Consider the following 24,152-nt stretch of genomic DNA (forward strand, 5'->3'; position numbering starts at 1 on the left):
GAGTTAACATGAATCAACCCATTAAATTGTTTAGCGTGCTTTCTGATCAATTTCAAGAAAATCCATATGCTTATTTTTCACAGCTGCGGGAGGAAGATCCTGTTCATTATGAAGAGTCGATAGACAGCTATTTTATCAGCCGCTATCACGATGTCCGCTATATCCTTCAGCATCCTGATATTTTCACGACAAAATCACTTGTTCAGCGTGCTGAACCGGTCATGCGCGGCCCTGTGCTGGCCCAAATGCATGGGAAAGAACACTCCGCTAAAAGAAGAATTGTAGTGAGAAGCTTTGTAGGGGACGCATTGGATCATCTGTCTCCATTGATTAAACAAAATGCAGAAAACTTGTTAGCACCTTATCTTGAAAGAGGAAGAATCGATCTCGTCAATGATTTTGGAAAGACGTTTGCAGTGTGTGTCACGATGGACATGCTCGGGCTGGATAAAAGAGATCATGAAAAAGTCGCTGAGTGGCACAGCGGGGTTGCCGATTTTATTACGAGTATCTCTCAGACTCCAGAAGCGCGGGCGCATTCTTTATGGTGCAGCGAACAGCTTTCTCAATACTTGATGCCGGTCATCGAAGAACGCCGCGTCAATCCGGGATCTGATTTAATTTCCATCCTATGTACTTCTGAATATGAAGGCATGGCGATGTCGGACAAGGATATACTGGCACTGATTCTCAATGTGCTGTTAGCCGCAACGGAACCGGCAGATAAGACGCTGGCACTGATGATTTATCATTTGCTCAACAATCCCGAGCAGATGAATGATGTTTTGGCTGACCGTTCGTTAGTGCCGAGAGCCATTGCGGAGACGTTGCGTTATAAACCGCCGGTTCAGCTGATTCCGCGGCAGCTGTCCCAAGATACGGTGGTCGGCGGTATGGAAATCAAAAAAGATACGATTGTTTTTTGTATGATCGGAGCGGCTAACCGGGACCCTGAAGCGTTTGAACGTCCTGACGTGTTTCATATTCATCGGGAAGATCTCGGCATCAAGAGCGCTTTTAGCGGCGCCGCCCGGCATCTCGCTTTCGGATCAGGCATCCATAACTGTGTAGGAGCAGCTTTTGCCAAAACCGAAATCGAGATTGTAGCCAATATTGTGCTGGATAAGATGCGGAATATCAGATTAGAGGAAGGTTTTCGTTATGCTGAGTCCGGTCTGTATACACGCGGACCTGTCTCACTTCACGTTGCGTTTGACAGGGCGTAATAAGATTTCAAAGGTCTCTCCCATGCGGGGGAGGCTTTTTTTACATATGTTTTACCCACAAGTTGAAAAACGCAGTCACTGTTTTTAAATCATCAATTGAAAATTCATTGAAGAGCTGTTTGTATTGCTCCTTTGCTTTCTCATGAAGCTGTTCATGTAATGCCGCCAGTTCTCTGCCGCTTTCAGTTAGCGTATAAAAAATTTCTTTTTTGTTGCCGGGCTTTTTTGTCACTGTGATGATATTGTGTTTCAACAAAGCTTGAACTGCTTTTGAAACAGCGGCTTTTGAAATGTGTAAGCGGGATGCTAAGAAGCTGTTGTTCACATTTTGGCTGGTATGTATACAGGAAACAATGTGAAGCTGGGTCAATGTCCATTCTTTTCTGAGGTGTTCGAGATGTTCTGAGGACATGTCGCGGGACGGTATCTGTACCTTTTGCATGACACGTTTATCCCTTTTTAAAGCGAATTGTTGTATAGCTTGAATTAATTCATCATGAATACTGTTGTCCATCAATTTGCCTCTCTGATTTAATTGTTAACTGGTTAACTATCCTTAGTTTACTGGGTAATAGTGGAATCTTCAAGAGGCAGACGCTTTTTTTGTTCTTTATGCACAAAAATGAACTCATAAGCTTCCCTGTTCAGACGCAAAATACATGAAAAGGGAGGTGTTTTGATGAGGAAATACACTGTTATTGCTTCTTTATTCTTGTCTTTTCTTTCAGTTTTGTCTGGCGGCCATCATGAACCGAAAGCTTTTCCTGTTATAAATCAGGAACCATTCCAAACGCCTCATTACATACCCTTGCTTGAAAATCCTCCTCAAATCGATGTGAAAGCTGAAATGAAAAGCAATCTGATGATTGAGGCTCAAGTGCGTGACAATGAGTATCAAGCATTTTCTGCCTTTCTGTTTTATAAACAAAGTAATGAGCTGGGCTACAAAATGGTGCCGATGGATCCGACACCTGGAGCGGTCCGCAAGTTTTTCGCGCAAATTCCGAAACGATTGATTTGGAACAGCGAGCTTGAGTATTACATTGTGGTTTCCAATGGGAAGCAGCGGGTCGAGTCGGAGATGAAGAAACTGAAGCTCGAAGGATATCAGGCTGATCTTGCCCATATTCCGGAGCTTCTGATCACAGAGCTAGCAGTTGATACAAAGAACATTGGACGTGCAGACGGTTATGAATTTATTGAGATTTATAATACGACTGACAGAACGATTGATTTTAAAGACTATCACATCCGTTACCGCTATCCGAAAGAAGGGCCTGACTCCGATCTGATTTGGAGACCGGAAAAAAAGATCACGATTCCATCCGGTGAAACGTTTGTGTTTTGGCTGAAGCCTGCCGGACATCCAGAATTGACGACGGAGGATTTCAATCGATATTATCAGACACAATTAACGGAAGGGAAAAATCTTGCGGTGATAGAAGAGACAGAGGGCATGGCCAATACCAGACCGCGGGCAGCCGTGATATCAACGAATACAGGAAAAGATATTTCGGTTGCACATTATCGGAAACATGCGCTGCGCCGGCTGTCATCTGTGCTTTACAAGTATCCGATGGACGGTACCGCAGAACTTCTCAATATTTCAATCGGAGAAAAGAATCCGTCCCCCGGAACTGTATTACAGGCGCAGGTGCCTGAGCAGAAACGAAAAATCAAGCTTGATAAAGAAAAACCAGTCATTGAGGATTTGACTGACCGCAAGCCTGTCCGTCCTGCTGAAAGCATTGAGCTGCGTGCTGACATACGGGATCGCAGTCTTGTGAAAACGGCGGCTTTCTACTATCGGACAGATGAAAACAAACCGTTTAAGCGCATTTTCGCTGAAAAAGACCGCAACGACAATCTCTATCATTATATTGTGTATTCGCCTGAACTGATCGGGAAGGATCAGCTTGAGTATTACGTGACTGCAGGGGACGGGATCAATGAAGCAAGAACCCCGGTCAAAATGATTGATATTAAACAAACAAGCAAGTCGCACGGTTTGCGGATGAATATTGAAAACAGAGACACGCTATCGGGAACTCAGTTTCTAAAAGCGACGACAGACGGGCGCACTGACAGCATTAGGCTGTGGATTGACGGAAAAAAACAAGTGACAGAGCCCGCTATGGAAAAAGAAGTGTATTTTGCGTTCGATACGAGAAAAACGAATCTTTACTTTAAAAACGCGGTAACGATGGAAGGCAAAGTATTAAAGGTGTTCGATGATACGACAAATAAATACCGCACCTATTCTGTTCCATTGCCGGAGACGCTGCTTCGCAAAGGGAAGCAGCTGCAGCATATTACGATACGATCAGGTTCAAAGGTATCGCCGTTTGATACGGCTGAAAACCGTGATGATTTCTTAGTCAAAAACGCCCGACTGGTGTTATCGGATGGTACGGTGATCAGGGATCAGAGGGTTTCTCCTGAGAAGGAACTCTTTATTGGAGATAATCAGCGCTCGAATAAAAGCTGGCAATTTCAATTCAATCTGCCTGACGGACTGTTTACGTCACAGCTGCTGGAGTGGGATACATCAAAGCTTTCTGAAGGCGTCCACCATATTCAAGCAAGCGACGGCAAGGAAAATGTAAGCTTTGTTGTGCGGGTAGATAATTCAGGGCCTCACATTGAGCCGAATATCACCGAGGGACAAACGTACAAAGGAAACCTCATTCTGCAGGCGGATATGTATGATAAATGGAGCAAAATTGAGGAAGTGAAGGCGTCTTTAGATGGTGAAAGCATTACACTCCCATACCATACGTCATCTTCTGAACTTTTGCCGGGAAAACATTCGCTAAAAGTGACAGCAACGGATCTCGCGGGCAATAAAACAGTCATTGAGCGGACGTTTAAAACAGAACGAGAGCATCCAGATCAGCCGGAGGTCATAGACAGCGAAGCCGACACGCATAGGGCTAAGCTTTCTGTGCGGGTGAAGGATCCGACGAATGACGCCATGGATGTCGCTTTTTATAGAGGATTTCAATATACAGCGCGAAACAATGTGAAAATATTCAAGCATGCGTCACTGACTGAACCGCCGAAAAGCTTTGTGCCGGAAAGCGAGACCCCATTTACGAATAAAGAATTGGAGAGGGTATCTGCTGCTGACGGAAAAACAGTATCGACAGAAAAGAAGGAACTTTTCCCTTATCATCGCTTTGAAGTGGCGGTTGATCCGTCAGTTGATGAGAATGACTTGGCGGAAGCAGTCTGGAAGGGAAGTTCTTTGCCGGGGAGAAAGGTGACGATGTATGTTTGGAATTATCGGACAAACGAGTGGCAGCCGGTTGACAGCTTTGTTGCAAAGAATGACAAACCGTTTATGCTGAAGGCGTCTGTGATCGCCTCCGATTTTGTACGGAAGTCGAAGATGAATGTGATCGTACAGGATGAAATTCCTCCTGCGAAGGATATGTACACATTTGTCTGGATGTCCGATACACAGTATTACGCCGAAAGCTATCCGCATATTTTTGATAAACAAACTGCATGGATAAAAGATAATCAAAAGCAACTCAATATCAAATATGTGTTTCACACGGGTGATATTGTAGATGATTCAGCTGATATCAGACAGTGGAAAAACGCGAATCGGTCAATGTCCGTTCTGGATAAAAGCGGGATTCCTTACGGCGTGCTGGCCGGTAACCACGATGTCGGGCATAAGGACGGCTCCTACAGGGCGTTTGGCAAATACTTTGGCAGTGATCGTTTTGATAAAAAATTGCATTATGGCGGTTCCTATAAAAATAACCGAGGGCATTACGACCTGATTTCAAGCAACGGCAATGATTACATCATGCTATACATGGGGTGGGGCATTACCAATGAAGACATCGCGTGGATGAATCAGGTACTGAAGAAGCACCCTGACCGGATGGCTGTTTTAGCTTTTCATGAGTATTTGCTGGTCAGCGGAAACAGAAGCCCGATCGGAGAGAAAATATTTAAAAAAGTCGTGAAGCCGAATCCGAATGTCGTGATGGTGTTAAGCGGACATTATCATAGTGCGATGAGAAAAACTGATGAGCTTGATGATGATGGTGATGGAAAACCGGATCGCCTCGTGCATCAAATGCTGGCCGATTATCAGGGCGGGCCAGAAGGCGGGCAAGGGTATTTGCGTTTGCTGCAATTTGATCAGGCGAATGATATGGTGCATGTGTCGACGTACTCTCCGCATTTACAAGATAAAAACTACTATGATGCGGATACCCACGGTGACAAGGATGAGTTTTCTCTTTCGCTTGATTTGAAGCCGAGGATCAAAAAGGTGGAAACCGATTATTTTGAGTGTAATGTATATACCAATGAAGAGCTCGGAAAACGGGAGCGAGTAAAGAGCGGAGATACTGCTGAATTCCGCTGGGATCATCTCGAGCCGCATTCTGTTTATTATTGGTACATCATTGTAGAAGACAGTTTTAACGGCAAAACGAAATCACCGATCTGGAAGTTCAAGACGAAAAAAGAGACATATCGTCCGGCGCCAGACCAGTTAGATTTTCGCCATGTCTCCAATCCTTAAAAAGGATTGGAGGTTTTTTTATGAAAGCCGATCCATATAGTGGACAAATGTATAACGGTCGCCTCTGTATACAGATTTGGCATGTTCAAAAGCAGTTCCGTTCTGTAAATATGTTGTTCGTTTGATTAACAGGACAGGCGCCCCCTTTTGAATGCCGAGAATACTTGCTTCTTCAGTTGTTGCAGCGCTTGGTTCAAGCTCCTGTTTTGCACTGGAAATCGGTATGCTGTTGTACCTTTCAATATGCTCGTAAATCGAAGACTGAAAATGCGATTCGTTTAATTCACCCGCAAGCTCAAACGGAATATGCGAGGATTCGATCGCCATCGGAATATCATTTGCCAGTCGCACCCGAGTGATTTTATGGATAGGGGAGGGGTGCCTGCAACCTAATATAGCGGCGAGCCCCTCCGTTGAATCAATAAGCTGGTAGTCAATGAGCCTGCTGCCCGGTGTCATCCCGCGGCTTTTCATATCCTCGGTAAAGCTTGTCAGCCCTTGGAGTGCTTGTTCCATTTTTGGCTTGCTGACAAAGGTTCCCCGCCCTTTAAGGCGATAGAGAAAGCCTTCATTGACTAAATTAGAAAGAGCCTGGCGAACCGTCATCCGGCTGATCCCAAATTGTTCGGCATATTCACGCTCAGAGGGAAGAGGCATATCCGGCAGCAGCTCTCCGCTCTTTATTTGCGCTTTTAATTGTTCCATAATCTGATAATAAATCGGAATAGGCGATTGTTTATCGATCTTCATAAGTCAGCATGTTCCTTTCAAGGTCTTAATGCCGCTGCTTCACGATCAATCAAAACCGTTACATCGGAATGCAGGTGCAAAGCAGATGCAGGGAAATCTTCACTTATGTCTCCTTCTAACAGCTTTTTCACTGCTTCTGCCTTGCTTTTGCCGGAAATAAGCAGCAGAATGCGCTTGCTTGTGAGAATCGTCTGGATTCCCATTGTGAGCGCTTTTTTTGGCACACTGTCTATTGAAGGAAAATATCTGGCATTCGCCTGGCGGGTTTGTTCATTTAAGGTCACAACGTGTGTCCGCGACTTGAAAGGCGTTCTCGGTTCGTTAAAGCCGATATGTCCGTTTCGGCCGATGCCGAGAAGCTGAATGTCAGTGCCGCCGAGGGATTCGACTACTTGTTCGTACCGTCTGCATTCGGCTTCCAGGTCGTCTGCATTTCCATTCGGGATAAAATGCCGGCTTGGAAGGCTATCGATATGCTGAAAAAAACGATGATTCATATAGAAGTGATAGCTGTTCGGGTCATCGCTTGAAAGTCCGGCGTATTCATCCAAATTAACCGTGGTGACGTTTTGAAATGAGAGATTCTCAGTTTGGTGCAGGCGGATCAGCTCGCGATACGTGCCTTCCGGTGTGCCGCCTGTCGCTAAACCGAGAACGGCGTCAGGTTTTTCCTTGATTGTGTCTGCCGCTATTTTGGCTGCTTTTTGGCTTAGCTCTTCATATGTTTGACATTCTATTACTTTCATATCTGGTCAGCCTCCTTGGATATAAATGCAATGTTTCCGCGGCAAATGGTGAGAATCACCTCGCAATCACTGCTGACAATGACAAGATCCGCATCTTTTCCCTCTGTCACACTGCCTTTTCGGTCAAAGATGCCCAGCTGTTTGGCCGCGTTTGCAGAAGTTATATTAGCTATATCCGTCCAAGAACAATTTGTAAACTCACGCATATGCCGTGCGCCTTCGTTCATTTTGAGGATCGAACCGGCAAGTGTTCCGTCTGAAAGAAGAGCTGTTTTTCCTCTTACCGTCACACTTTGGCCGCCGAACTCATATACGCCGTCTTTCAGGCCTTTTGCCCTCATTGAATCGGTAATTAAAATGAGCTTGGTGCTGCCTTTTGCCAAGAAAGCAAGCTTTGCCGCTAAAGGATGGGAGTGGATGCCGTCGGCAATAAGCTCTGCCATAAACCCATCATGGGCAAGTGCCGTTCCGATCACTCCGGGCTCTCGGTGATGAAACGGGCTCATCGCGTTGTAAAGATGGGTCATATGGCTCGCGCCTGCTTTCGCGGCCTCCGACAGTAATGCGGAGTCGGCATCTGTGTGCCCCATCGACGCGATAATCGATTCGTCTTTCAAATAGCGGATCAGTTCAAAATGCCGGTCCTCTTCCGGCGCGAGTGTGACAATTTTGATCAGTCCGCCCGCCTCCTGCTGCCACTTTTTGAAAAGCGCAACATCCGAAGTCCTGATCCATTCCTTTGGCTGCGCTCCGGCTCTTTTAGGTGAAACAAAGGGGCCCTCTAAATGAATGCCGAGCAGTTCCGCACCTAATAAAGAGGATTCCTCAGCTGCTTTCCAATCTCTTGCATTTACCAAAGCTTGAGAAATGTGCCCATGTTCCTGAGTAATCGTTGTTGCCAAAAAGCTCGTCGTGCCTTCTTCGGGCAGCCTTGACGACATGGTGTCGAGGGCTGAAAAGCTTGAATCCATTGTATCTGCGCCATAGCCGCCGTGAATATGAATGTCAATCATCCCGGGAAGCAAAACGGAATCTGCCGGTGCTTGAATCTCTTTTGAATAAGACTCTTTAGGACGTTCTGTTGAGATTGTGCTGAATTTTCCTTCATTGATTCCGACATAGCCATTTTTGATTACTTCGTTTTCTGTCACGATCGCGATGCCTTTGATAAGAAGACTTTCTGCCATAGGTGATCCGCCTTTCTGGAATATGAATACATTTATTTTACCCCTTTTCAGACTAGTGATCTAGACCAGCTAAGGCGTTTTCCTGTCTTTTATAAAATCTGTTTTAGGTTCAAGCCCGAAAGTGATAAAATGAAATTATTGTGAGCAAGCTCGGGGCAGCCCGGAACAGGAGGAACATATCGTGGCAAAGGTTCGCACAAAAGACGTAATGGAACAGTTCAATTTGGAATTAATCAGCGGAGAAGAAGGAGTTAACCGCCCGATTACAATGAGTGACTTATCAAGACCAGGCATTGAAATTGCCGGATATTTTACATATTACCCGAGAGAGCGCGTGCAGCTTCTCGGAAAAACGGAGCTTTCTTTCTTTGAACAGCTGCCGGAAGAGGATAAAAAGCAGCGAATGGATTCTCTGTGCACGGATGTAACACCAGCTATTATTCTTTCTAGAGATATGCCTATCCCGCAGGAGCTGATTGACGCTTCTGAGAAAAACGGCGTGCCTGTCCTCAGATCGCCGCTGAAAACGACAAGGCTGTCAAGCCGGTTGACCAACTTCCTTGAGAGCAGACTTGCGCCAACCACAGCCATTCACGGTGTGCTTGTGGATATATACGGTGTCGGCGTGCTGATCACAGGAAAAAGCGGCGTCGGAAAAAGTGAAACTGCGCTGGAGCTTGTGAAAAGGGGGCACCGCCTTGTCGCCGATGATTGCGTTGAAATTCGGCAGGAGGATCAGGATACCCTTGTCGGAAACGCTCCTGAATTAATTGAGCATCTCCTTGAAATCAGAGGGCTTGGCATTATCAACGTGATGACGCTGTTTGGTGCCGGAGCTGTCAGAAGCAATAAACGAATTACGATTGTCATGAATCTTGAACTTTGGGAGCAGGGTAAGCAATACGACCGTCTCGGGCTTGAGGAAGAAACCATGAAAATCATTGATACAGAAATTACAAAACTGACGATTCCTGTCCGTCCGGGCCGAAATCTCGCAGTCATCATCGAAGTGGCAGCAATGAACTTCAGATTGAAGCGGATGGGGCTGAACGCCGCTGAGCAATTTACTAATAAGCTGGCGGATGTCATTGAAGACAGTGAACAAGACGAATAGGAGTTGGCGTTAAATGAATGAAGCGATAGAACCACTCAATCCGATAGCGTTTCAGCTAGGGCCGTTGGCCGTCCATTGGTACGGAATCATTATCGGTCTCGGCGCTTTGCTTGGGCTTTGGATTGCGATGAGGGAAAGTGAGAAACGGGGGCTGCAGAAAGATACATTTATCGATCTTGTCCTGTTTGCCATTCCGATTGCGATTATTTGCGCACGAATTTATTACGTTGCATTTGAATGGGATTATTATGTGGCACATCCCGGAGAAATCATTAAGATTTGGAAGGGCGGCATTGCCATTCACGGCGGATTGATCGGCGCCATTTTAACAGGTTATGTGTTTTCGAGAGTGAAAAACCTTTCGTTCTGGAAGCTTGCGGATATTGCCGCGCCAAGCATTTTACTCGGCCAGGCGATCGGCCGCTGGGGAAACTTCATGAATCAGGAAGCGCACGGTGAGGCAGTCAGCAGAGCCTTTTTAGAAAGCCTGCACCTGCCTGAATTTATTATCAATCAAATGTACATTGATGGACAATATTATCACCCTACTTTTTTATATGAATCACTATGGAGCTTTGTCGGCGTCATCATTTTGCTGTTCTTGCGCAAAGCAAATTTGCGTAGAGGCGAGATGTTCTTGATCTATATCATTTGGTATTCAATCGGACGATACTTTATTGAAGGAATGCGGACTGACAGCTTAATGCTGACTGATGCACTTCGCATCGCTCAGGTGATTTCAATCGTATTGATTGTTTTGGCTGTGGCAGCCATCATCTTCAGACGCGTCAAGGGATACTCGAAGGAGCGGTACGCAGAGTAGACGTCAACAAAGGGGGATGAGGGATGAAGAAGATCTTTCTGGCCGGTCTAACGGCGGGGCTTCAAACAACATGGACACTCGGTAAAGTCATTTTCCCGGTAACACTATTGGTCACTTTGCTTAAGCATACACCTGTCATGGATTGGCTTGTACGGCTGATCACACCGGTTATGGGCCTGTTCGGGCTTTCTGGTGAAGCGGCCATTCCGCTTGTACTGGGAAATATGCTTAATCTGTATGCAGGAATTGCCGGAATTTTGACATTGGATTTATCTGTGAAGGAAGTCTTTATTTTAGCTGTAATGCTTTCATTCTGTCATAACTTGATTATCGAATCGACAGTTGCCGCGAAGGTCGGCATCAGAATTGGCGTTATTTTGGCGGTGCGCATCGGTTTGGCCGCTGTGTCAGCGATCGTCATCAACCTCATTTGGCATGGCGGACAGGAAACGGCGCAGTACGGTTTTATCACCGCGAAGAGTGCGGCGCCTGACGGCTGGCTGGCAATGCTGGCCGAAGCTTTAACGAAAGCTGGACTTGGTGTTTTGCAGCTGGCGGCAATAGTGATCCCGCTGATGATCATCATTCAGTTTTTAAGAGATTTAGGCTGGCTGCATCGGTTTTCGAGGTGGCTGTCTCCGTTTACGCAGCTGCTTGGCATGAATAAAAATACGTCCATGACGATGGTGGCGGGACTGACGATCGGTCTGGCCTACGGAGCGGGTGTTATGATCAAAGCTGTCGAGGACGACGGCGTGAGCAGACGGGATATGACATTGGCATTTATTTTTCTCGTTGCCTGCCACGCGGTGGTGGAAGATACACTTGTCTTTATTCCGCTCGGCATACCGGTCTGGCCTCTTCTTCTGATTCGTGTCACCACCGCAGTGCTGCTGACAATGGCTATTGCGCATACATGGAAAAAATGGAAACCCTCAGCGGTTGGAAAGGAAGCAATATGAGTGACAAACGAGTAACGACGATTCTGTTTGATTTAGACGGAACTCTTATTAATACGAATGAATTAATTATCGCGTCCTTTTTGCATACACTGGAGCATTATTACCCGAGCAAGTATAAACGAGAAGACGTTCTCGCGTTTATCGGGCCGTCTCTTTTTGACACATTCTCCTCGATGGACGCTGATAAATGCGATGATATGATCGCCATGTACAGAGCGTACAATCATGACATGCATGATACACTCGTGACTGAATATGAAACGGTGTATGAAACCCTGGATGCATTAAAAAAAGCCGGCTTTAAACTAGGGATTGTGACAACGAAATTAAGAGATACTGTCAATATGGGCCTCAAGCTGACGGGAATCGGCGAATTCTTTGAAACGGTCGTTACCCTTGATGATGTGACGATGGCAAAGCCTGATCCCGAGCCTGTGCTTTTAGCGCTGAAACAGCTGGGAAGCGAGCCGGCGGAAGCCATTATGGTCGGAGATAATTACCATGATGTGCTGTCAGGGAAAAACGCCGGGACAAAAACGGCTGGAGTCGCATGGACGATTAAAGGGCCGGAAACACTGGCGAAGCATGAGCCTGATTATATGCTTGAGAAAATGAATGATCTATTACAAATCGTTGGAGTGAAGTAATCTGTGAGAAAAACAGATCGTCATCCGGTCTCGGGGGCTAACTCACTATGGCATGTCTATCAAACGGTGCCTTTTTTAAAGGTTGTCAAAAATTTTATTGTCATTCAAATTGCGAGATATACACCGTTTATAGGGATGAAAAACTGGCTGTACCGTACATTTCTGCGGATGAAGGTTGGAAAGCAGACTTCCTTTGCCCTCATGGTGATGCCGGATATTATGTTTCCGGAAAAGATCTCAGTCGGAACAAATACAATCATCGGGTACAATACGACCATTTTGGCCCATGAGTATTTGATTCAAGAATACCGGATCGGCAAAGTCCTGATCGGAGACGAAGTGATGATCGGTGCCAACACGACTATTCTGCCCGGTGTGGAAATAGGGGATGGCGCAGTTGTGTCCGCCGGAACACTTGTCCATAAAGATGTGCCTGCCGGGGCTTTTGTCGGCGGAAATCCGATGAGGATCATCTATACGAAGGAAGAAATGCAAGAAAGATTGAAAAAGCCCGCTGAATAAACATCAGCGGACTTTTTTTATATTCAAAATTGAGTATTATTGTTTTCGTAAATATGCTGAACGCCAATCCATTTTTGGCCGACATTGGAGTAGCGTGTATTTGTCATTCTAACCGTGCTTGTTTTGCTGTCTGTCCGGAATATCGCCTCTTTCATGTTCGTGATGGTGCACTTGTCAATGATCACATCAACGTGGAAGGTTGAACCGCCAAGCTGTCTAATGAACTTTCCGCCATTGTCTGCAGTGAAGTTTTTCACTGTGAATGTGCTGGCTTTATTGATTTGGAAAATCTTATCTGACGCTTTTTGGGCAGAGCCGCCGTCGATGGTCACTTTTCCTTCCTTCTTCACCGTTAACGCATCCTCGCCAACATCTTCCCACTTCACATTCTGAATGTTAACGTTTCCATAAGTGTGCACGCCATCAGCAGCAGGTGTGCCGAGCACCACATTTTTCAGAGTTGCTCCATCCTCTACACGAAAAACAGGTTCCTGATTTTCGGACTGGCTTCCGTCACCTAATTCTTTCCCTGCTACAAACCGCTGTCCCTTCCCGTCATATGTTGTATTTTTTGGTACGATAATTGTTTCGTGAACCACTTTGTCAGCTGCAAAAGCGGTTGATGATTGAAACTGGCTGAAACCCATAACCAAACTGAACATAAATAGGATAGACACGATTTTTTTCAATGATAAAATCCTCCCCGGATCGCTTTAATTTTTGTAAGAGAAGCCTCAGCGTCTTGCACCGGCTTCTCTCACATCGATCGGGGCAAGGCTGAATCTGCTTTAATCATAAAAACAGACAGCCTGAAAGTAAAGACAATTTTGGATGATAAATGGAAAATGAATCGATATTACCGATTGAAATAAAAAGCATGAATATTGTCGTATTTGCTCAGGGTAGAGCATAGGCACTGTGAAAGCGAACAGTTTTCAGCAGTTTACTTTTGAATAACGATGGCTTGGCTGCCCATTTGTTCCCACGCTTTTTCAAAGCTCGTTCTGTCAGTTTTTCTGTTTTTGTAGCCATACGGATCATTGAGATACACGTATTTTTCATCATATCCTGTAACGGCGACACTGTGTTCACTGTACGTGATATCTATTGTTCCGTTTGGCGTTTTCCATGTCTGCATGTTGTCAACCGGCGTAAAGTTGGCGGTCGTAATGACCCAAACAGGATTGCCTTTCTCAAGCTGTTCATAAACAGCGGAAATGCTTTTTCCAGTCAGGTCAGACACTTTGTTGCCGGCATAGGTTTTCGCCAGCTTATAGATCGGTCCGTGGTAGACACCGAGACCCGGGCCATTCGCCATATCCCCGACAAATCCGTCATTCGGATCACCTTTTAATCCGCTGCTGTATGTCAAAGGCACTGTGGCTATCTGGTTAGCCAGTGTGTTTTTTGTCACGCTGTATCCCGCGTAATTCAGCACCATCGCAAGACTTGTTACTTCACAGCCATTATAGAGCCGAGGCGCGTCCATCTGATTGTAAAGGACGACATCCAGTGGTTCTGCGCTTCCCTTCAGCTCCTTTTTGCTGTTCGCGGCTGTGCCCGTATTGCTATCAGAAACCACTTTTTTAAGGCTGTTCAAAAAAGGAATATCTATATCTTTTGCATCTATTTTAAGTCCGAAAAAAATAACGCCTGAAAGAATGATCAGTACACATAGAGTTCGCAGTGTTTTCATCTTTATCTCCTTGTTCTCTATTTGATTTGTATTATAGCATGCCAAACATAAAGAATTTGAGATATTACGTACCTTTAATCATTTATTCATGATTTTTTCATAATTGGGAGGAGGATATCTGAACTAAAAATATCTCGACTGAAGTTAAGCATTGATTTTCATTCTTTCATCTGCTAACATATTATCATATTAGCGAACTAAAGGATTCGGAATTTTCCTTCAAACAATGCAACGGAGGTGCTCGGGTTGATGTTTATGTTTGAGAAACCGCACGGCATGAGAGATACACTGCCCGGTTTATACGAAACGAAAAAAAAGGTGAGACAATCGTTAACCGAATTGATAGATAAATGGGGATATCAATTTATGGAAACGCCGACACTGGAGTTTTACGATACCGTTGGCGTACAGTCAGCGATTGAAGAGCAGCAGCTGTTTAAGCTTCTTGATCAGGACGGCAAGACATTGGTGCTTCGCCCGGATATGACAGGACCGATTGCAAGGGTGGCGGCATCAAAGCTTCTGAAACACGATCATCCGCTCAGAGTCGGCTATGCGGCAAATGTATTCAGGGCTCAGGAACGCGAAGGCGGACGTCCCGCCGAATTCGAGCAGGTCGGAGTGGAATTAATCGGTGACGGCACGACAAGCGCTGATGCGGAGGTCATTGCATTAGTAATCGGTGCGTTAAAAAGCGCCGGGCTTGCTTCCTTTAAAATTGCCATCGGCCACGCCGGTATTGCGGATGCCCTGTTTGTTGAGGTACTCGGAAACGTTGAACGCGCTGATGTGCTGCGGAGGTTTTTATACGAGAAGAACTACGTCGGCTACAGAGAACATGTCAAGTCTCTCCCGCTTTCCTCCATTGATAAAAGCAGGCTGCTTGAGCTTCTTGAACTGCGGGGCGGCATAGAAGTTTGCGGACGTGCTGAGGAAATCGTCGATTCTGCACAAGGAAAAAGCGTGGTTGATGAGCTGAAGGCGCTGTGGGACATTCTTGAGGATTACGGATGTACGGAAAATGTCCGCCTTGATCTGAATATGGTTAGCCACATGAGCTATTACACAGGGATTTTATTTGAAGTGTACGCCGAAAATGTCGGCTTTGTCATTGGAAGCGGCGGCCGTTATAACAAGCTTCTGGGTCATTTTGATTCACCCGCGCCTGCAACTGGCTTCGGGCTTCGGATCGACCGGCTGATTGAAGCGCTTCATTTGAAAGACGAACCTTGTGACATTGACGCTGTTATTTTCAGCAAAGAGCAGCGGGCGCAAGCCATCGCTTATGCGAATGAAGAACGTATGAAAGGGAACAAAGTGGTTCTTCAAGATTTATCGGGAATTGAAAATATCGATCAGATGACAAAATCTTTTGCAAACGTCACCTATTTTATCGGTGCCAGAAAGGAAGAGCAAAATGGGTAAGTTACTCACAATGGCGATGCCAAAGGGCCGGATATTTGAAGAAGCGGCAGGGCTGCTGCGGCAGGCTGGCTACAAGCTCCCTGAGGAGTTTGACGACTCGAGAAAACTGATCATCGATGTGCCTGAGGAAAATCTCCGTTTTATATTAGCTAAGCCGATGGACGTGACCACATATGTGGAGCATGGCGTGGCAGACGTCGGAATTGCAGGCAAGGATGTCATGCTGGAGGAGGAACGCGATGTGTATGAGGTGCTGGATTTGAACATCAGCAAATGCCACTTGGCAGTCGCCGGACTTCCGAATACAGACTGGAGCGGCGTAGCGCCAAGAATCGCGACAAAGTATCCGAATGTGGCTTCCAGTTATTTCAGAGAGCAGGGAGAACAAGTCGAAATCATTAAGCTCAACGGTTCAATTGAGCTGGCACCGCTTATTGGGCTTGCTGACCGAATTGTGGACATCGTTTCCACGGGACAGACGCTGAGAGAAAACGGGCTTGTTGAAACAGAGCACATTTGCGACATTACTTCCCGATTTATCGTCAACCCGGTAAGCTATCGCATGAAAGACGATGTGATTGACGAAATGGCATCCCGCTTATCTCTCATAGTGGAAGGAGAAACGGCAAAATGAAGATCAAAACCATCAGCGGCGCTGAACGGCTTTCTCTGAAGCGATCCATAGATGCCGGAACGGATGAGCAAAGAAAAGCGGTTCGATCTATTATTGAAGATGTCAAAGCAAACGGTGATCAGGCGGTCCGCAGCTATACGGCGAGATTTGACGGCATCGAAATAGACAGCCCGCTGGTCACAAAAGAAGAAATTGAGGAAGCATACACCTTACTGGATTCACAGCTGCTTCAGGTGATTAGGCAGGCAATCGAAAATATTAGGGAATATCATGAAAGACAGCTGCAATCCTCATGGTTTTATCACAGAAAGGACGGCACAATGCTGGGGCAGAAAGTGACGGCGCTTGATTCCGCCGGCGTATATGTGCCAGGGGGAACGGCTGCATATCCTTCATCTGTTTTGATGAATGTCATTCCGGCGCTGACAGCCGGTGTGGATAGAATCGTTCTTGTGACGCCTCCGGGAAGAGACGGACAGCTGTCTCCAGGGGTTTTAGTCGCTGCTGCTGAGCTGGGCATAAAAGATATTTACAAAATGGGCGGCGCACAGGCGATTGCGGCGCTGGCGTACGGAACCGAAACCATTGAGCCGGTAGACAAAATCACAGGTCCGGGAAACATTTATGTCGCGCTTGCCAAACGAGAGGTATTCGGCGATGTCGATATTGATATGATTGCCGGACCGAGTGAAATCGTTGTGCTGGCTGATGAAACAGCGATTCCGAGCGAAATTGCAGCCGACCTGCTGTCACAGGCGGAACACGATAAGCTCAGCTCGTGTGTGTTTGTCACAGATTCCATGGAGCTGGCCGAGGCGGTTTCAGCAGAGGTGAAGGAGCAGCTGAAAACCTTGCCGCGAAGAGAAATAGCGGACGCTTCAGTGAGTGATTATGGTTGTATCTATGTGGCGGAAACAATGGATGAAGCGATTGACACTGTCAATACGCTTGCACCGGAGCATTTAGAAATCATCACACAGTCTCCCGAAGCTTTGCTTGGCAGAATCAAACATGCAGGTGCAATTTTCTTAGGTAGATATAGCCCTGAGCCTGTCGGAGATTATTTTGCCGGACCGAATCACGTGCTTCCGACAAATGGGACAGCGAGATTTTCAAGTCCATTAAACGTAACGGATTTTCAAAAGAAATCGAGCATTATTTCTTACAGCCAATCAGCCTTTGAAGAACATGCCGAAAGCATCGCGGCTTTTGCCAGACTTGAAGGATTAGAAGCCCATGCCAGATCAATCGAAGCGAGAGAACGGAGGAATTCAAAATGAGAAAAGCGGAACGCGCAAGAAAAACAAACGAAACAGATATTGAGCTGGCATTCGCAATAGACGGTGAGGGACAAGTTGATATCAAAACAGACGTACCGTTTATGACGCATATGCTGGATTTATTCACGAAACACGGGCAATTCGATCTTTCGATTAACGCAAAAGGCGATGTTGATATAGATGATCACCACACGACCGAAGATATCGGCATCTGCTTAGGGCAGGCGCTGCTCGAAGCTTTGGGCGATAAAAAAGGAATCAAACGCTATGGATCGGCGTTTGTGCCGATGGACGAGGCGCTTGCTCAAGTCGTCATAGATTTAAGCAATCGGCCGCACTTGGAAATGCGCGCAGACTTCCCAGCATCTAAAGTCGGCACATTCGATACGGAGCTTGTACATGAATTTTTGTGGAAGCTGGCGCTTGAAGCACGGATGAACCTGCACGTCATCGTTCATTATGGCACAAACACCCACCATATGATTGAAGCTGTTTTTAAAGCGCTTGGACGTGCGCTTGATGAAGCGACTACGATCGATCCGCGTGTTAAAGGGATACCATCAACGAAAGGGATGCTGTAAATGATCGGCGTGATAGATTACGGAATGGGCAATTTATACAGTGTCTCAAAGGCGCTTGAGCGTGTCGGCGTGCCGTATTTTGTTTCTGAAAAGCCGGAGGAGCTGAAAGAAGCTGATGCCTTCATTTTGCCGGGAGTCGGTTCATTTGGAGACGCGATGGACAATTTGCGCAACGCGAAGCTCGATCAATTGATTCGCGATATGGTCTCAGAAGGAAGACTGCTTATCGGGATCTGCCTCGGCATGCAGCTTTTATTTGATCAAAGCGAAGAAAACGGGACCGCGTCAGGCCTTGGGCTGTTAAAAGGAAAAGCAGTCAGACTGAAAGCAGAAGATGAGGAAGGAAACAAGCTGAAGGTTCCGCATATGGGCTGGAATCGCCTTTCCTTTCATAACGAATCTCCGCTGCTGGCTGAAACAGAAGAAGGCTACGCTTATTTCGTGCATTCGTATTATATTGACGGGATGGAGGAGAACGCGCTTCTGGCAAGCGCTGATTATGGTGTGCGAGTGCCTGCTGTAGTCGGAAAAGGGAACGTCTTCGGCGCCCAATTTCACCCGGAAAAAAGCAGCACGGTCGGAATGTCCATCCTAACCCAATTCACGAAAATGGCAGCAGAACAGAAGGTGAAAAAATGAGTGCTTTTACATTATATCCGGCAATTGATATGAGAAACGGCAAATGTGTCCGCCTTGTTCAAGGAGATTATAGTAAGGAAACGATATACGGCGATTCACCATACGACATGGCCTCGTTATTTGCGAGTGAGGGTGCCGAATGGATCCATCTCGTTGATCTTGACGGCGCAAAAGAAGGAAAAAGAGTAAATGACCGTCATGTGATCGAAATTTCGCAAAAGCTGGACCTGAAAGTGGAAATCGGCGGCGGGATCCGTTCCGAAAGTGACGTCTATGAATACTTATCAGCAGGAGTCGATCGAGTAATCCTGGGAAGTTCAGCTGTTTCTAACCCTCCGTTTGTAAAAAAAATGCTGAAACAATATGGCGAGAAAATTGCAATCGGACTGGACGCGAGAAACGGCTTTGTTTCAACTGAGGGATGGCTGGAAACATCAACCCTTAAGGCAGCTGAACTAGGCAAAGAGCTTGCCAATGAAGGAGCGGAAGTTTTTATTTTTACTGACATTGCGACAGACGGAATGCTGTCAGGCCCCAATATTGAAAGCACGGTCGAGCTTGCTAAGGAAACGGGGAAATCTGTGATTGCTTCCGGCGGAGTCAGTTCCGTCGCGGATCTCGAAGCCCTCGCCCGCTGTCAGGCGGACGGCGTTTCTGGAGCGATCATCGGAAAAGCGCTGTATACCAATCAGTTTACGCTGAGCGAGGCGCTTGAAAGGGTGAAACGCAAATGATCACAAAACGGATTATTCCATGTCTTGATGTCAAAGAAGGACGCGTTGTCAAAGGAATTCAATTTCTCGAATTAAAAGATGCCGGTGACCCTGTTGAATTGGCGGAAGTGTATGACCAAGAAGGCGCGGATGAACTGGTTTTTCTCGATATTTCCGCCTCGCATGAAGGACGAAAAACGATGGTTGACGTGGTGGAGCAGGTTGCCGCGAAGCTTGCGATTCCGTTTACAGTCGGCGGGGGCATCAATCAGCTCAGCGATATGAAAACGATTCTGCGTGCCGGCGCAGATAAAGTTTCTGTGAACACGGCAGCTGTTCTCCGGCCTGAGCTGATTACGGAAGGAGCCGAGTTTTTCGGTTCGCAATGCATCGTACTTGCCATCGATGCCAAGTATGACCAGGAATCTGGCACATATAAAGTCTACACGCACGGCGGCAGAAAGAAAACAGATTGGGAAGTCACAGCATGGGCAAAAGAAGGCGTCAAACGCGGCGCAGGAGAAATATTGCTGACAAGCATGGACTCTGACGGTGAGAAAAAAGGCTTTGATCACAGGCTGACAAAGCTTGTTTCTGAAACTGTCCCCGTACCTGTTATCGCCTCGGGAGGAGCGGGAAACGCGCAGCATATGCTTGAGGCTTTTACAAAAGGAGAAGCCGACGCCGCGCTGGCCGCCTCTATTTTTCATTATAAAGAAACATCAATGAAAGAAGTGAAATCATACTTGAAAGAGCACGGGGTGAATGTGAGATGAAACAGGCAGATGAACTGCGTTTTAATGAGGATGGATTAATTCCTGCCATCGTGCAGGATGCGGTAAGCAAAGAAGTGCTGACACTTGCCTATATGAACAAGGAATCGTACGAAAAAACGCTGGAAACGAAAGAAACATGGTTTTACAGCCGCTCGCGTCAAGAGTTATGGCATAAAGGAGAAACCTCAGGGAACACGCAAGCCGTTACGGGTATTCGGTATGACTGCGACCAAGACGCGCTGATCGTGCTCGTAGAACCGTCCGGACCGGCATGCCACACTGGCAGCTACAGCTGTTTTACAAAGGAACAAACAGAAGAACAGGCTGCGGGCCGATTCGACATCATTAACGAGCTGGAGCGCGTCATCGCGGAACGCCAAGCGGAAATGCCTGAAGGAGCTTACACCACTTACCTTTTCCGAGAAGGCGTCGATAAGATTTTGAAAAAAGTTGGTGAAGAAGCATCCGAAGTCATCATCGCCGCGAAAAACCGAGACCACGAGGAACTCAAATGGGAAGCGGCAGACCTGCTGTATCACCTGCTTGTCCTGCTCAGAGAACAAGCACTGACGCTGGATGATGTGCTTGACGTATTGAAGAAACGACATTCTGAAAAATAAGAGTAAAGAGCCGTTATCATACGGCTCTTTTTGTTTTGTGAAAAAAGTAATAGGTATTTAGGTGCGCATGAGGTGTTTTGCATGATTAGTTAATAAAAGGAGAGTAAAACCAAGTCGGATTTCCTATTTATCCAAATTCCGCCATGTTGTAACATGGAAAAGGAAAAATTAATCACTCATTAACCAGGTCAATAGAATTATTTTTAGAGTAAAAATAGAATACTATTCTCACAAAACCCGTGGAGGTTCGTAATGAAAAAGATCATCTTTATTTGCTTCAGCTTATTACTTGCCCTGACAGGAGGATGCAGTATGAACGACAATGATAAAAACACCAAAAATGACAATACAGAAGCCGTAAAACCAAAAGACATGGATCCAAAAGACCTGCCGCAAGTTCCGGCGTTTCAGGACGAGAAAACGAGAGAGTACATGGTGTCAACAAAAGAAGAGGAGCCCGGGTATTATTTGCTTGAGTCTAAGTCGAAAGGATTTAGGATGTTGTTTCCGGAGGATGGGGAGTATCTTCCTGATTATTCTACATCAAATGGAAAGAATAGCGAATCGATAGGGTTTCAAAGCTATAATGAAAAATCAAATATACTTTTAGATGCACAAATTAGTTACTATAGCAAATCTTCTTTTATTAATGATCCAGAGACAATGCTGCACCAAATTAGTAATGAGAATGGTTACAAAGGAAATTTTAAGAAAGAAAAAGCTGATGGGAAAACAGTCTATACAGCATCAAAAAAAAGCACTTTTAAAAACAGTGATCGTAAATACAATTATTCCTTTCGTTATTTTGGATATATAAAATCCAGTGATGAAGAGTACCTGGGAATAGTATATTCTTTTATAGTTCGTTGTAAAAAAGATGATAAACCCTGTACCTTGAATGAAGATCAAGCAAGAGGAAGAACTGATACTCTAATTAATTCTATCACCTTTTTAGGAAATAAGGAGGGTAGAGATGGACAATAAGAATGTTTTCGGAAATGAAAATGTAAAGCTCCGTTTAATTAATTTAGAGTATGCCTATAAAGAAAAGTTTGCATCGGACAATCTGGAAAAAGTAAAAAAAGCCAAGGAAGAGTTTATAGCTGAAGTACGGAGGATTTATAAAGAAGAAACAAACTCTGAACTTCCGAGAGAAATAGATATATATACTTCACATGAACTTATTCAAGAAAATAAGAGCATAGATAAACATATTAAAGATTCTGGTTATGATGGTACAGCAATTTATATAAAGGATAAGAATAATGATATAGAGCAGCTTCATATTATTTCTGAGGGGAGTGCTGATAACGCAGATTGGTCTTATAATTTCTTTGGTTTGTTTTTAGGTATTGATGATAACCAATACAGAGCTACCAGAGAGTTTGTACAGACCTCAAAGAAAAAAGCAGGTAATTCCGAGGAATTGAGAACATTTGCGTTAGGACATTCTCTTGCTAATAATAACCAAGTATTAGCCCAGTTAATTGATGGAGAATTTGATGAAGTATATGGTGTAAATGGAGCGCAAATAAATATCGACCAACTATTATTAGCTGATAGAAAATTGGTGGATTTTCTATTGAACAAATATGAACTTAGTCGTCAAGAACTTAAAGAGCTCCCACGAGAACAGCTAAAAAAAGCAATCACCAAATACTACAATGACAAAGGCGTAACAGCAAACATCACCCAACGCATCTCCAAAGATGACCCGCTTTATGGCGTTAGCGGAAAGGCTGATTTTATTACATTTGGCAATGTAAAGATGAAAGATACAAACACGGATGTCAAAGGAATCAGAAGCATTATAGATAAGATTCCTGATGAGGAAGTCCGCTCTATCCAAACCTTTTTGCGAAAGTATTCGGATGACTATAAAAAAGGTGGGCTAAACGGATTTGTCATGGCTTCAACTGGGATAGATGCAGAGCTTGTCGGCAGTATATTTAGTGCTGATGGAAATGTGGCGAAAGGGAAAATAGTGAAAGACCGGTTTGGTGATATACAGGTAATGGTTAAAAATATCGGGGAAAAAATGCCGGCCTTTATTAAATTCTTTCATACTATCTTGAATAATAGCGGGACATTTGTGGATCAGCTTAAAGAGAATGGGTATATTGATGAGACACAAAAGAAGAGTATCAAAAAACAGTTGAAAATTGTTAATAATAAGATAAGCGATATAGAAATTCAATATCAACAGTTAAAATACGCACTTTCTACTAATAATGTAGTTGCAATTGTTTATTATGTCTGTGAGTTAGTAGGCAGTGTTAAAGAATTAAAGGCTGCATTAGAAACACTCGACACAGAAACAAAAGACGCATTAAAACTCATCGTCGACGGCCACAGCATCGTTCAAATGCTGAACGCATTATCAAAGGAAAAAGGCTTCAGCTATAAAGGCTCCGATATTTACTTTACAGGAAAGAGCGGCTCGGGAGAAACGATTAAGGTCAATCTCTCATCCGCTGTCAGAATCTATCAAAACGGTATGAAGATCGTTGAAGATATGGAAGATGCGATTTCTCAGTACCAGAAGGTTTACAGTCAGGAAATCGATGAAGACTTCATAGATAAAAAACAGGCGATCATCACGGCTATTCATCATATGGAAGAAAATCCTTCGCATTATGCCTTCGATCTTCAATTCCGGCTTGCAGCCGGTTTCAGCCACACATTCGATAAATTGGAGAAAATCTCAGTTCATGAATCGTTCCACACAGGTGCGCTCCCTGCTAATGATGGAATTGTTGCTGAATTAAAAAAACAGGCAACAGAAAAAAGAGATTTCATCAAAAATATCCGCGAGAGTATTGAAAAGTTGTTTGAAAAAGAAGAAATGATTTCTCAGTTATTTGATTTTCAGCCCTAGGAGGAATATGAAGAGTGACTTCCTTATTTTCAGAAAGTGAAACAGAAATTGTATCAACCACCTATATGTTTCTTACCCAAGACGAAATGAAGGGGAAAGCAGGCAACCTCAATAAACCAATCAACGACATTCTAAGCCTGACAAAGAAATTTGAGTCTTCGCTAAAAGAGGAAATCAAAGGACAAAAAGGGTTGATTGTAAAAAAAATAAAAGAAGAGCTTGAATCAAAAAGCGAAAAACGAAAAGCTGCACTTCAAATGATAAAAGAAGAACATACTGCAAAAGTTGACCGGTACAAAATGGTGATTGAAGACCTGCGAAAGCAGGATGTGACATTGACTTACAAAAAAAAGAAGCCTGTTAAAGGTGTCTAATATAAAAAAT

At 45.0% G+C, this 24,152-nt stretch carries 24 protein-coding genes; 18 read left to right on the plus strand and 6 right to left on the minus strand.

From position 1 onward, the window contains the following. Window positions 1–8: 8 nt before the first annotated feature. Complete coding sequence (cypX, locus tag AC0DBE_RS16820; RefSeq protein ID WP_472962960.1) at window positions 9–1,226, plus strand: pulcherriminic acid synthase; 1,218 nt, start codon at window positions 9–11, stop codon at window positions 1,224–1,226. Window positions 1,227–1,266: 40 nt separating this feature from the next. Here the strand turns inward: cypX and AC0DBE_RS16825 are convergent, their stop codons facing one another. Further along, window positions 1,267–1,740, minus strand: a complete 474-nt coding sequence (locus AC0DBE_RS16825; RefSeq protein WP_014115311.1) for a MarR family transcriptional regulator — start codon at window positions 1,738–1,740, stop codon at window positions 1,267–1,269. A gap of 165 nt (window positions 1,741–1,905) precedes the next feature. Between AC0DBE_RS16825 and AC0DBE_RS16830 the strand changes: the two genes are divergently transcribed. Beyond that, on the plus strand, window positions 1,906–5,775 hold the full coding sequence (locus tag AC0DBE_RS16830; protein ID WP_472962962.1) for a lamin tail domain-containing metallophosphoesterase family protein: 3,870 nt from the start codon (window positions 1,906–1,908) through the stop codon (window positions 5,773–5,775). Window positions 5,776–5,793: 18 nt separating this feature from the next. Here the strand turns inward: AC0DBE_RS16830 and nagR are convergent, their stop codons facing one another. The 3 genes from nagR to nagA are packed head-to-tail and all read right to left on the minus strand — an operon-like array spanning window position 5,794 to window position 8,458. Continuing rightward, window positions 5,794–6,525: an N-acetylglucosamine utilization transcriptional regulator NagR gene (gene nagR / locus AC0DBE_RS16835; protein ID WP_326229016.1), complete on the minus strand. Its 732-nt coding sequence runs from the start codon at window positions 6,523–6,525 to the stop codon at window positions 5,794–5,796. Window positions 6,526–6,542: 17 nt separating this feature from the next. Next, complete coding sequence (gene nagB, locus AC0DBE_RS16840) at window positions 6,543–7,271, minus strand: glucosamine-6-phosphate deaminase (protein ID WP_372402123.1); 729 nt, start codon at window positions 7,269–7,271, stop codon at window positions 6,543–6,545. Beyond that, on the minus strand, window positions 7,268–8,458 hold the full coding sequence (gene nagA / locus AC0DBE_RS16845; RefSeq protein WP_472962965.1) for an N-acetylglucosamine-6-phosphate deacetylase: 1,191 nt from the start codon (window positions 8,456–8,458) through the stop codon (window positions 7,268–7,270). The genes nagB and nagA overlap by 4 nt, the downstream gene beginning before the upstream one ends. A gap of 181 nt (window positions 8,459–8,639) precedes the next feature. On the opposite strand from nagA, the gene hprK reads away from it, so the two are divergent. Genes hprK through hprF form a run of 5 tightly spaced genes read left to right on the plus strand, consistent with a single transcriptional unit; the run spans window position 8,640 to window position 12,526 of the window. Beyond that, a complete protein-coding gene (gene hprK, locus AC0DBE_RS16850; protein WP_014115306.1) occupies window positions 8,640–9,572 on the plus strand; it encodes an HPr(Ser) kinase/phosphatase in 933 nt (310 codons plus the stop codon). Between the two features lie 13 nt (window positions 9,573–9,585). Further along, complete coding sequence (lgt, locus tag AC0DBE_RS16855) at window positions 9,586–10,395, plus strand: prolipoprotein diacylglyceryl transferase (protein ID WP_114151191.1); 810 nt, start codon at window positions 9,586–9,588, stop codon at window positions 10,393–10,395. A 23-nt stretch (window positions 10,396–10,418) separates the two neighbouring features. Continuing rightward, complete coding sequence (locus tag AC0DBE_RS16860) at window positions 10,419–11,357, plus strand: nucleoside recognition domain-containing protein (protein WP_472962968.1); 939 nt, start codon at window positions 10,419–10,421, stop codon at window positions 11,355–11,357. Continuing rightward, window positions 11,354–12,004, plus strand: coding sequence for a pyrophosphatase PpaX (gene ppaX, locus AC0DBE_RS16865; protein WP_242734192.1), 651 nt, complete (start codon window positions 11,354–11,356; stop codon window positions 12,002–12,004). Before AC0DBE_RS16860 ends, ppaX begins: the two co-directional genes overlap by 4 nt. Before the next feature lie 3 nt (window positions 12,005–12,007). Beyond that, window positions 12,008–12,526 carry a heptaprenylglyceryl phosphate O-acetyltransferase gene (gene hprF / locus AC0DBE_RS16870; RefSeq protein WP_003219790.1) on the plus strand — a complete coding sequence of 173 codons (519 nt, stop codon included), beginning with the start codon at window positions 12,008–12,010 and terminating at the stop codon, window positions 12,524–12,526. A 23-nt stretch (window positions 12,527–12,549) separates the two neighbouring features. Here the strand turns inward: hprF and pelC are convergent, their stop codons facing one another. After that, window positions 12,550–13,215, minus strand: coding sequence for a pectate/pectin lyase PelC (gene pelC, locus AC0DBE_RS16875; RefSeq protein ID WP_003235401.1), 666 nt, complete (start codon window positions 13,213–13,215; stop codon window positions 12,550–12,552). Window positions 13,216–13,469: 254 nt separating this feature from the next. Further along, window positions 13,470–14,222 carry a C39 family peptidase gene (locus AC0DBE_RS16880; protein WP_242734193.1) on the minus strand — a complete coding sequence of 251 codons (753 nt, stop codon included), beginning with the start codon at window positions 14,220–14,222 and terminating at the stop codon, window positions 13,470–13,472. Window positions 14,223–14,471: 249 nt separating this feature from the next. Between AC0DBE_RS16880 and AC0DBE_RS16885 the strand changes: the two genes are divergently transcribed. The 11 genes from AC0DBE_RS16885 to AC0DBE_RS16935 all read left to right on the plus strand — a co-directional run bounded on the left by AC0DBE_RS16885 (window position 14,472) and on the right by AC0DBE_RS16935 (window position 24,142). Beyond that, entirely contained in the window at window positions 14,472–15,647 is a 1,176-nt protein-coding gene (locus AC0DBE_RS16885; protein WP_242734194.1) for an ATP phosphoribosyltransferase regulatory subunit, read from the plus strand. After that, the gene (gene hisG, locus AC0DBE_RS16890; protein ID WP_242734195.1) at window positions 15,640–16,281 is read left to right on the plus strand and encodes an ATP phosphoribosyltransferase; all 642 of its coding nucleotides are present in this window, start codon (window positions 15,640–15,642) and stop codon (window positions 16,279–16,281) included. The genes AC0DBE_RS16885 and hisG overlap by 8 nt, the downstream gene beginning before the upstream one ends. Beyond that, window positions 16,278–17,561 (plus strand): histidinol dehydrogenase, encoded by a 1,284-nt coding sequence (hisD, locus tag AC0DBE_RS16895; protein ID WP_242734196.1) that lies wholly within the window; start codon window positions 16,278–16,280, stop codon window positions 17,559–17,561. The genes hisG and hisD overlap by 4 nt, the downstream gene beginning before the upstream one ends. Continuing rightward, window positions 17,558–18,142, plus strand: a complete 585-nt coding sequence (hisB, locus tag AC0DBE_RS16900) for an imidazoleglycerol-phosphate dehydratase HisB (RefSeq protein WP_061187852.1) — start codon at window positions 17,558–17,560, stop codon at window positions 18,140–18,142. The genes hisD and hisB overlap by 4 nt, the downstream gene beginning before the upstream one ends. After that, on the plus strand, window positions 18,143–18,781 hold the full coding sequence (gene hisH, locus AC0DBE_RS16905; RefSeq protein WP_072182569.1) for an imidazole glycerol phosphate synthase subunit HisH: 639 nt from the start codon (window positions 18,143–18,145) through the stop codon (window positions 18,779–18,781). Then, a complete protein-coding gene (gene hisA, locus AC0DBE_RS16910) occupies window positions 18,778–19,515 on the plus strand; it encodes a 1-(5-phosphoribosyl)-5-[(5-phosphoribosylamino)methylideneamino]imidazole-4-carboxamide isomerase (protein ID WP_087987572.1) in 738 nt (245 codons plus the stop codon). The genes hisH and hisA overlap by 4 nt, the downstream gene beginning before the upstream one ends. Beyond that, on the plus strand, window positions 19,512–20,270 hold the full coding sequence (gene hisF, locus AC0DBE_RS16915; protein ID WP_044454616.1) for an imidazole glycerol phosphate synthase subunit HisF: 759 nt from the start codon (window positions 19,512–19,514) through the stop codon (window positions 20,268–20,270). Before hisA ends, hisF begins: the two co-directional genes overlap by 4 nt. Further along, window positions 20,267–20,890 (plus strand): bifunctional phosphoribosyl-AMP cyclohydrolase/phosphoribosyl-ATP diphosphatase HisIE, encoded by a 624-nt coding sequence (hisIE, locus tag AC0DBE_RS16920; protein ID WP_242734197.1) that lies wholly within the window; start codon window positions 20,267–20,269, stop codon window positions 20,888–20,890. Before hisF ends, hisIE begins: the two co-directional genes overlap by 4 nt. A gap of 252 nt (window positions 20,891–21,142) precedes the next feature. Further along, on the plus strand, window positions 21,143–21,874 hold the full coding sequence (locus AC0DBE_RS16925; RefSeq protein ID WP_326200515.1) for a lipoprotein YvcA: 732 nt from the start codon (window positions 21,143–21,145) through the stop codon (window positions 21,872–21,874). Then, window positions 21,864–23,768, plus strand: coding sequence for a DUF6792 domain-containing protein (locus tag AC0DBE_RS16930; RefSeq protein ID WP_472962972.1), 1,905 nt, complete (start codon window positions 21,864–21,866; stop codon window positions 23,766–23,768). The genes AC0DBE_RS16925 and AC0DBE_RS16930 overlap by 11 nt, the downstream gene beginning before the upstream one ends. Before the next feature lie 14 nt (window positions 23,769–23,782). Further along, a complete protein-coding gene (locus tag AC0DBE_RS16935; protein ID WP_242734203.1) occupies window positions 23,783–24,142 on the plus strand; it encodes a hypothetical protein in 360 nt (119 codons plus the stop codon). Window positions 24,143–24,152 lie beyond the last annotated feature (10 nt).

It is taken from the genome of Bacillus sp. VA15, from assembly GCF_055721145.1.

Coding starts and splice junctions, on each gene's coding strand:
- cypX (WP_472962960.1), top strand. CDS start 9: ATGAATCAACCCATTAAATTGTTTAGCGTGCTTTCTGATCAATTTCAA.
- AC0DBE_RS16825 (WP_014115311.1), bottom strand. CDS start 1,740: ATGGACAACAGTATTCATGATGAATTAATTCAAGCTATACAACAATTC.
- AC0DBE_RS16830 (WP_472962962.1), top strand. CDS start 1,906: ATGAGGAAATACACTGTTATTGCTTCTTTATTCTTGTCTTTTCTTTCA.
- nagR (WP_326229016.1), bottom strand. CDS start 6,525: ATGAAGATCGATAAACAATCGCCTATTCCGATTTATTATCAGATTATG.
- nagB (WP_372402123.1), bottom strand. CDS start 7,271: ATGAAAGTAATAGAATGTCAAACATATGAAGAGCTAAGCCAAAAAGCA.
- nagA (WP_472962965.1), bottom strand. CDS start 8,458: ATGGCAGAAAGTCTTCTTATCAAAGGCATCGCGATCGTGACAGAAAAC.
- lgt (WP_114151191.1), top strand. CDS start 9,586: ATGAATGAAGCGATAGAACCACTCAATCCGATAGCGTTTCAGCTAGGG.
- AC0DBE_RS16860 (WP_472962968.1), top strand. CDS start 10,419: ATGAAGAAGATCTTTCTGGCCGGTCTAACGGCGGGGCTTCAAACAACA.
- ppaX (WP_242734192.1), top strand. CDS start 11,354: ATGAGTGACAAACGAGTAACGACGATTCTGTTTGATTTAGACGGAACT.
- AC0DBE_RS16880 (WP_242734193.1), bottom strand. CDS start 14,222: ATGAAAACACTGCGAACTCTATGTGTACTGATCATTCTTTCAGGCGTT.
- AC0DBE_RS16885 (WP_242734194.1), top strand. CDS start 14,472: ATGTTTATGTTTGAGAAACCGCACGGCATGAGAGATACACTGCCCGGT.
- hisG (WP_242734195.1), top strand. CDS start 15,640: ATGGGTAAGTTACTCACAATGGCGATGCCAAAGGGCCGGATATTTGAA.
- hisD (WP_242734196.1), top strand. CDS start 16,278: ATGAAGATCAAAACCATCAGCGGCGCTGAACGGCTTTCTCTGAAGCGA.
- hisB (WP_061187852.1), top strand. CDS start 17,558: ATGAGAAAAGCGGAACGCGCAAGAAAAACAAACGAAACAGATATTGAG.
- hisH (WP_072182569.1), top strand. CDS start 18,143: ATGATCGGCGTGATAGATTACGGAATGGGCAATTTATACAGTGTCTCA.
- hisA (WP_087987572.1), top strand. CDS start 18,778: ATGAGTGCTTTTACATTATATCCGGCAATTGATATGAGAAACGGCAAA.
- hisF (WP_044454616.1), top strand. CDS start 19,512: ATGATCACAAAACGGATTATTCCATGTCTTGATGTCAAAGAAGGACGC.
- hisIE (WP_242734197.1), top strand. CDS start 20,267: ATGAAACAGGCAGATGAACTGCGTTTTAATGAGGATGGATTAATTCCT.
- AC0DBE_RS16925 (WP_326200515.1), top strand. CDS start 21,143: ATGAAAAAGATCATCTTTATTTGCTTCAGCTTATTACTTGCCCTGACA.
- AC0DBE_RS16930 (WP_472962972.1), top strand. CDS start 21,864: ATGGACAATAAGAATGTTTTCGGAAATGAAAATGTAAAGCTCCGTTTA.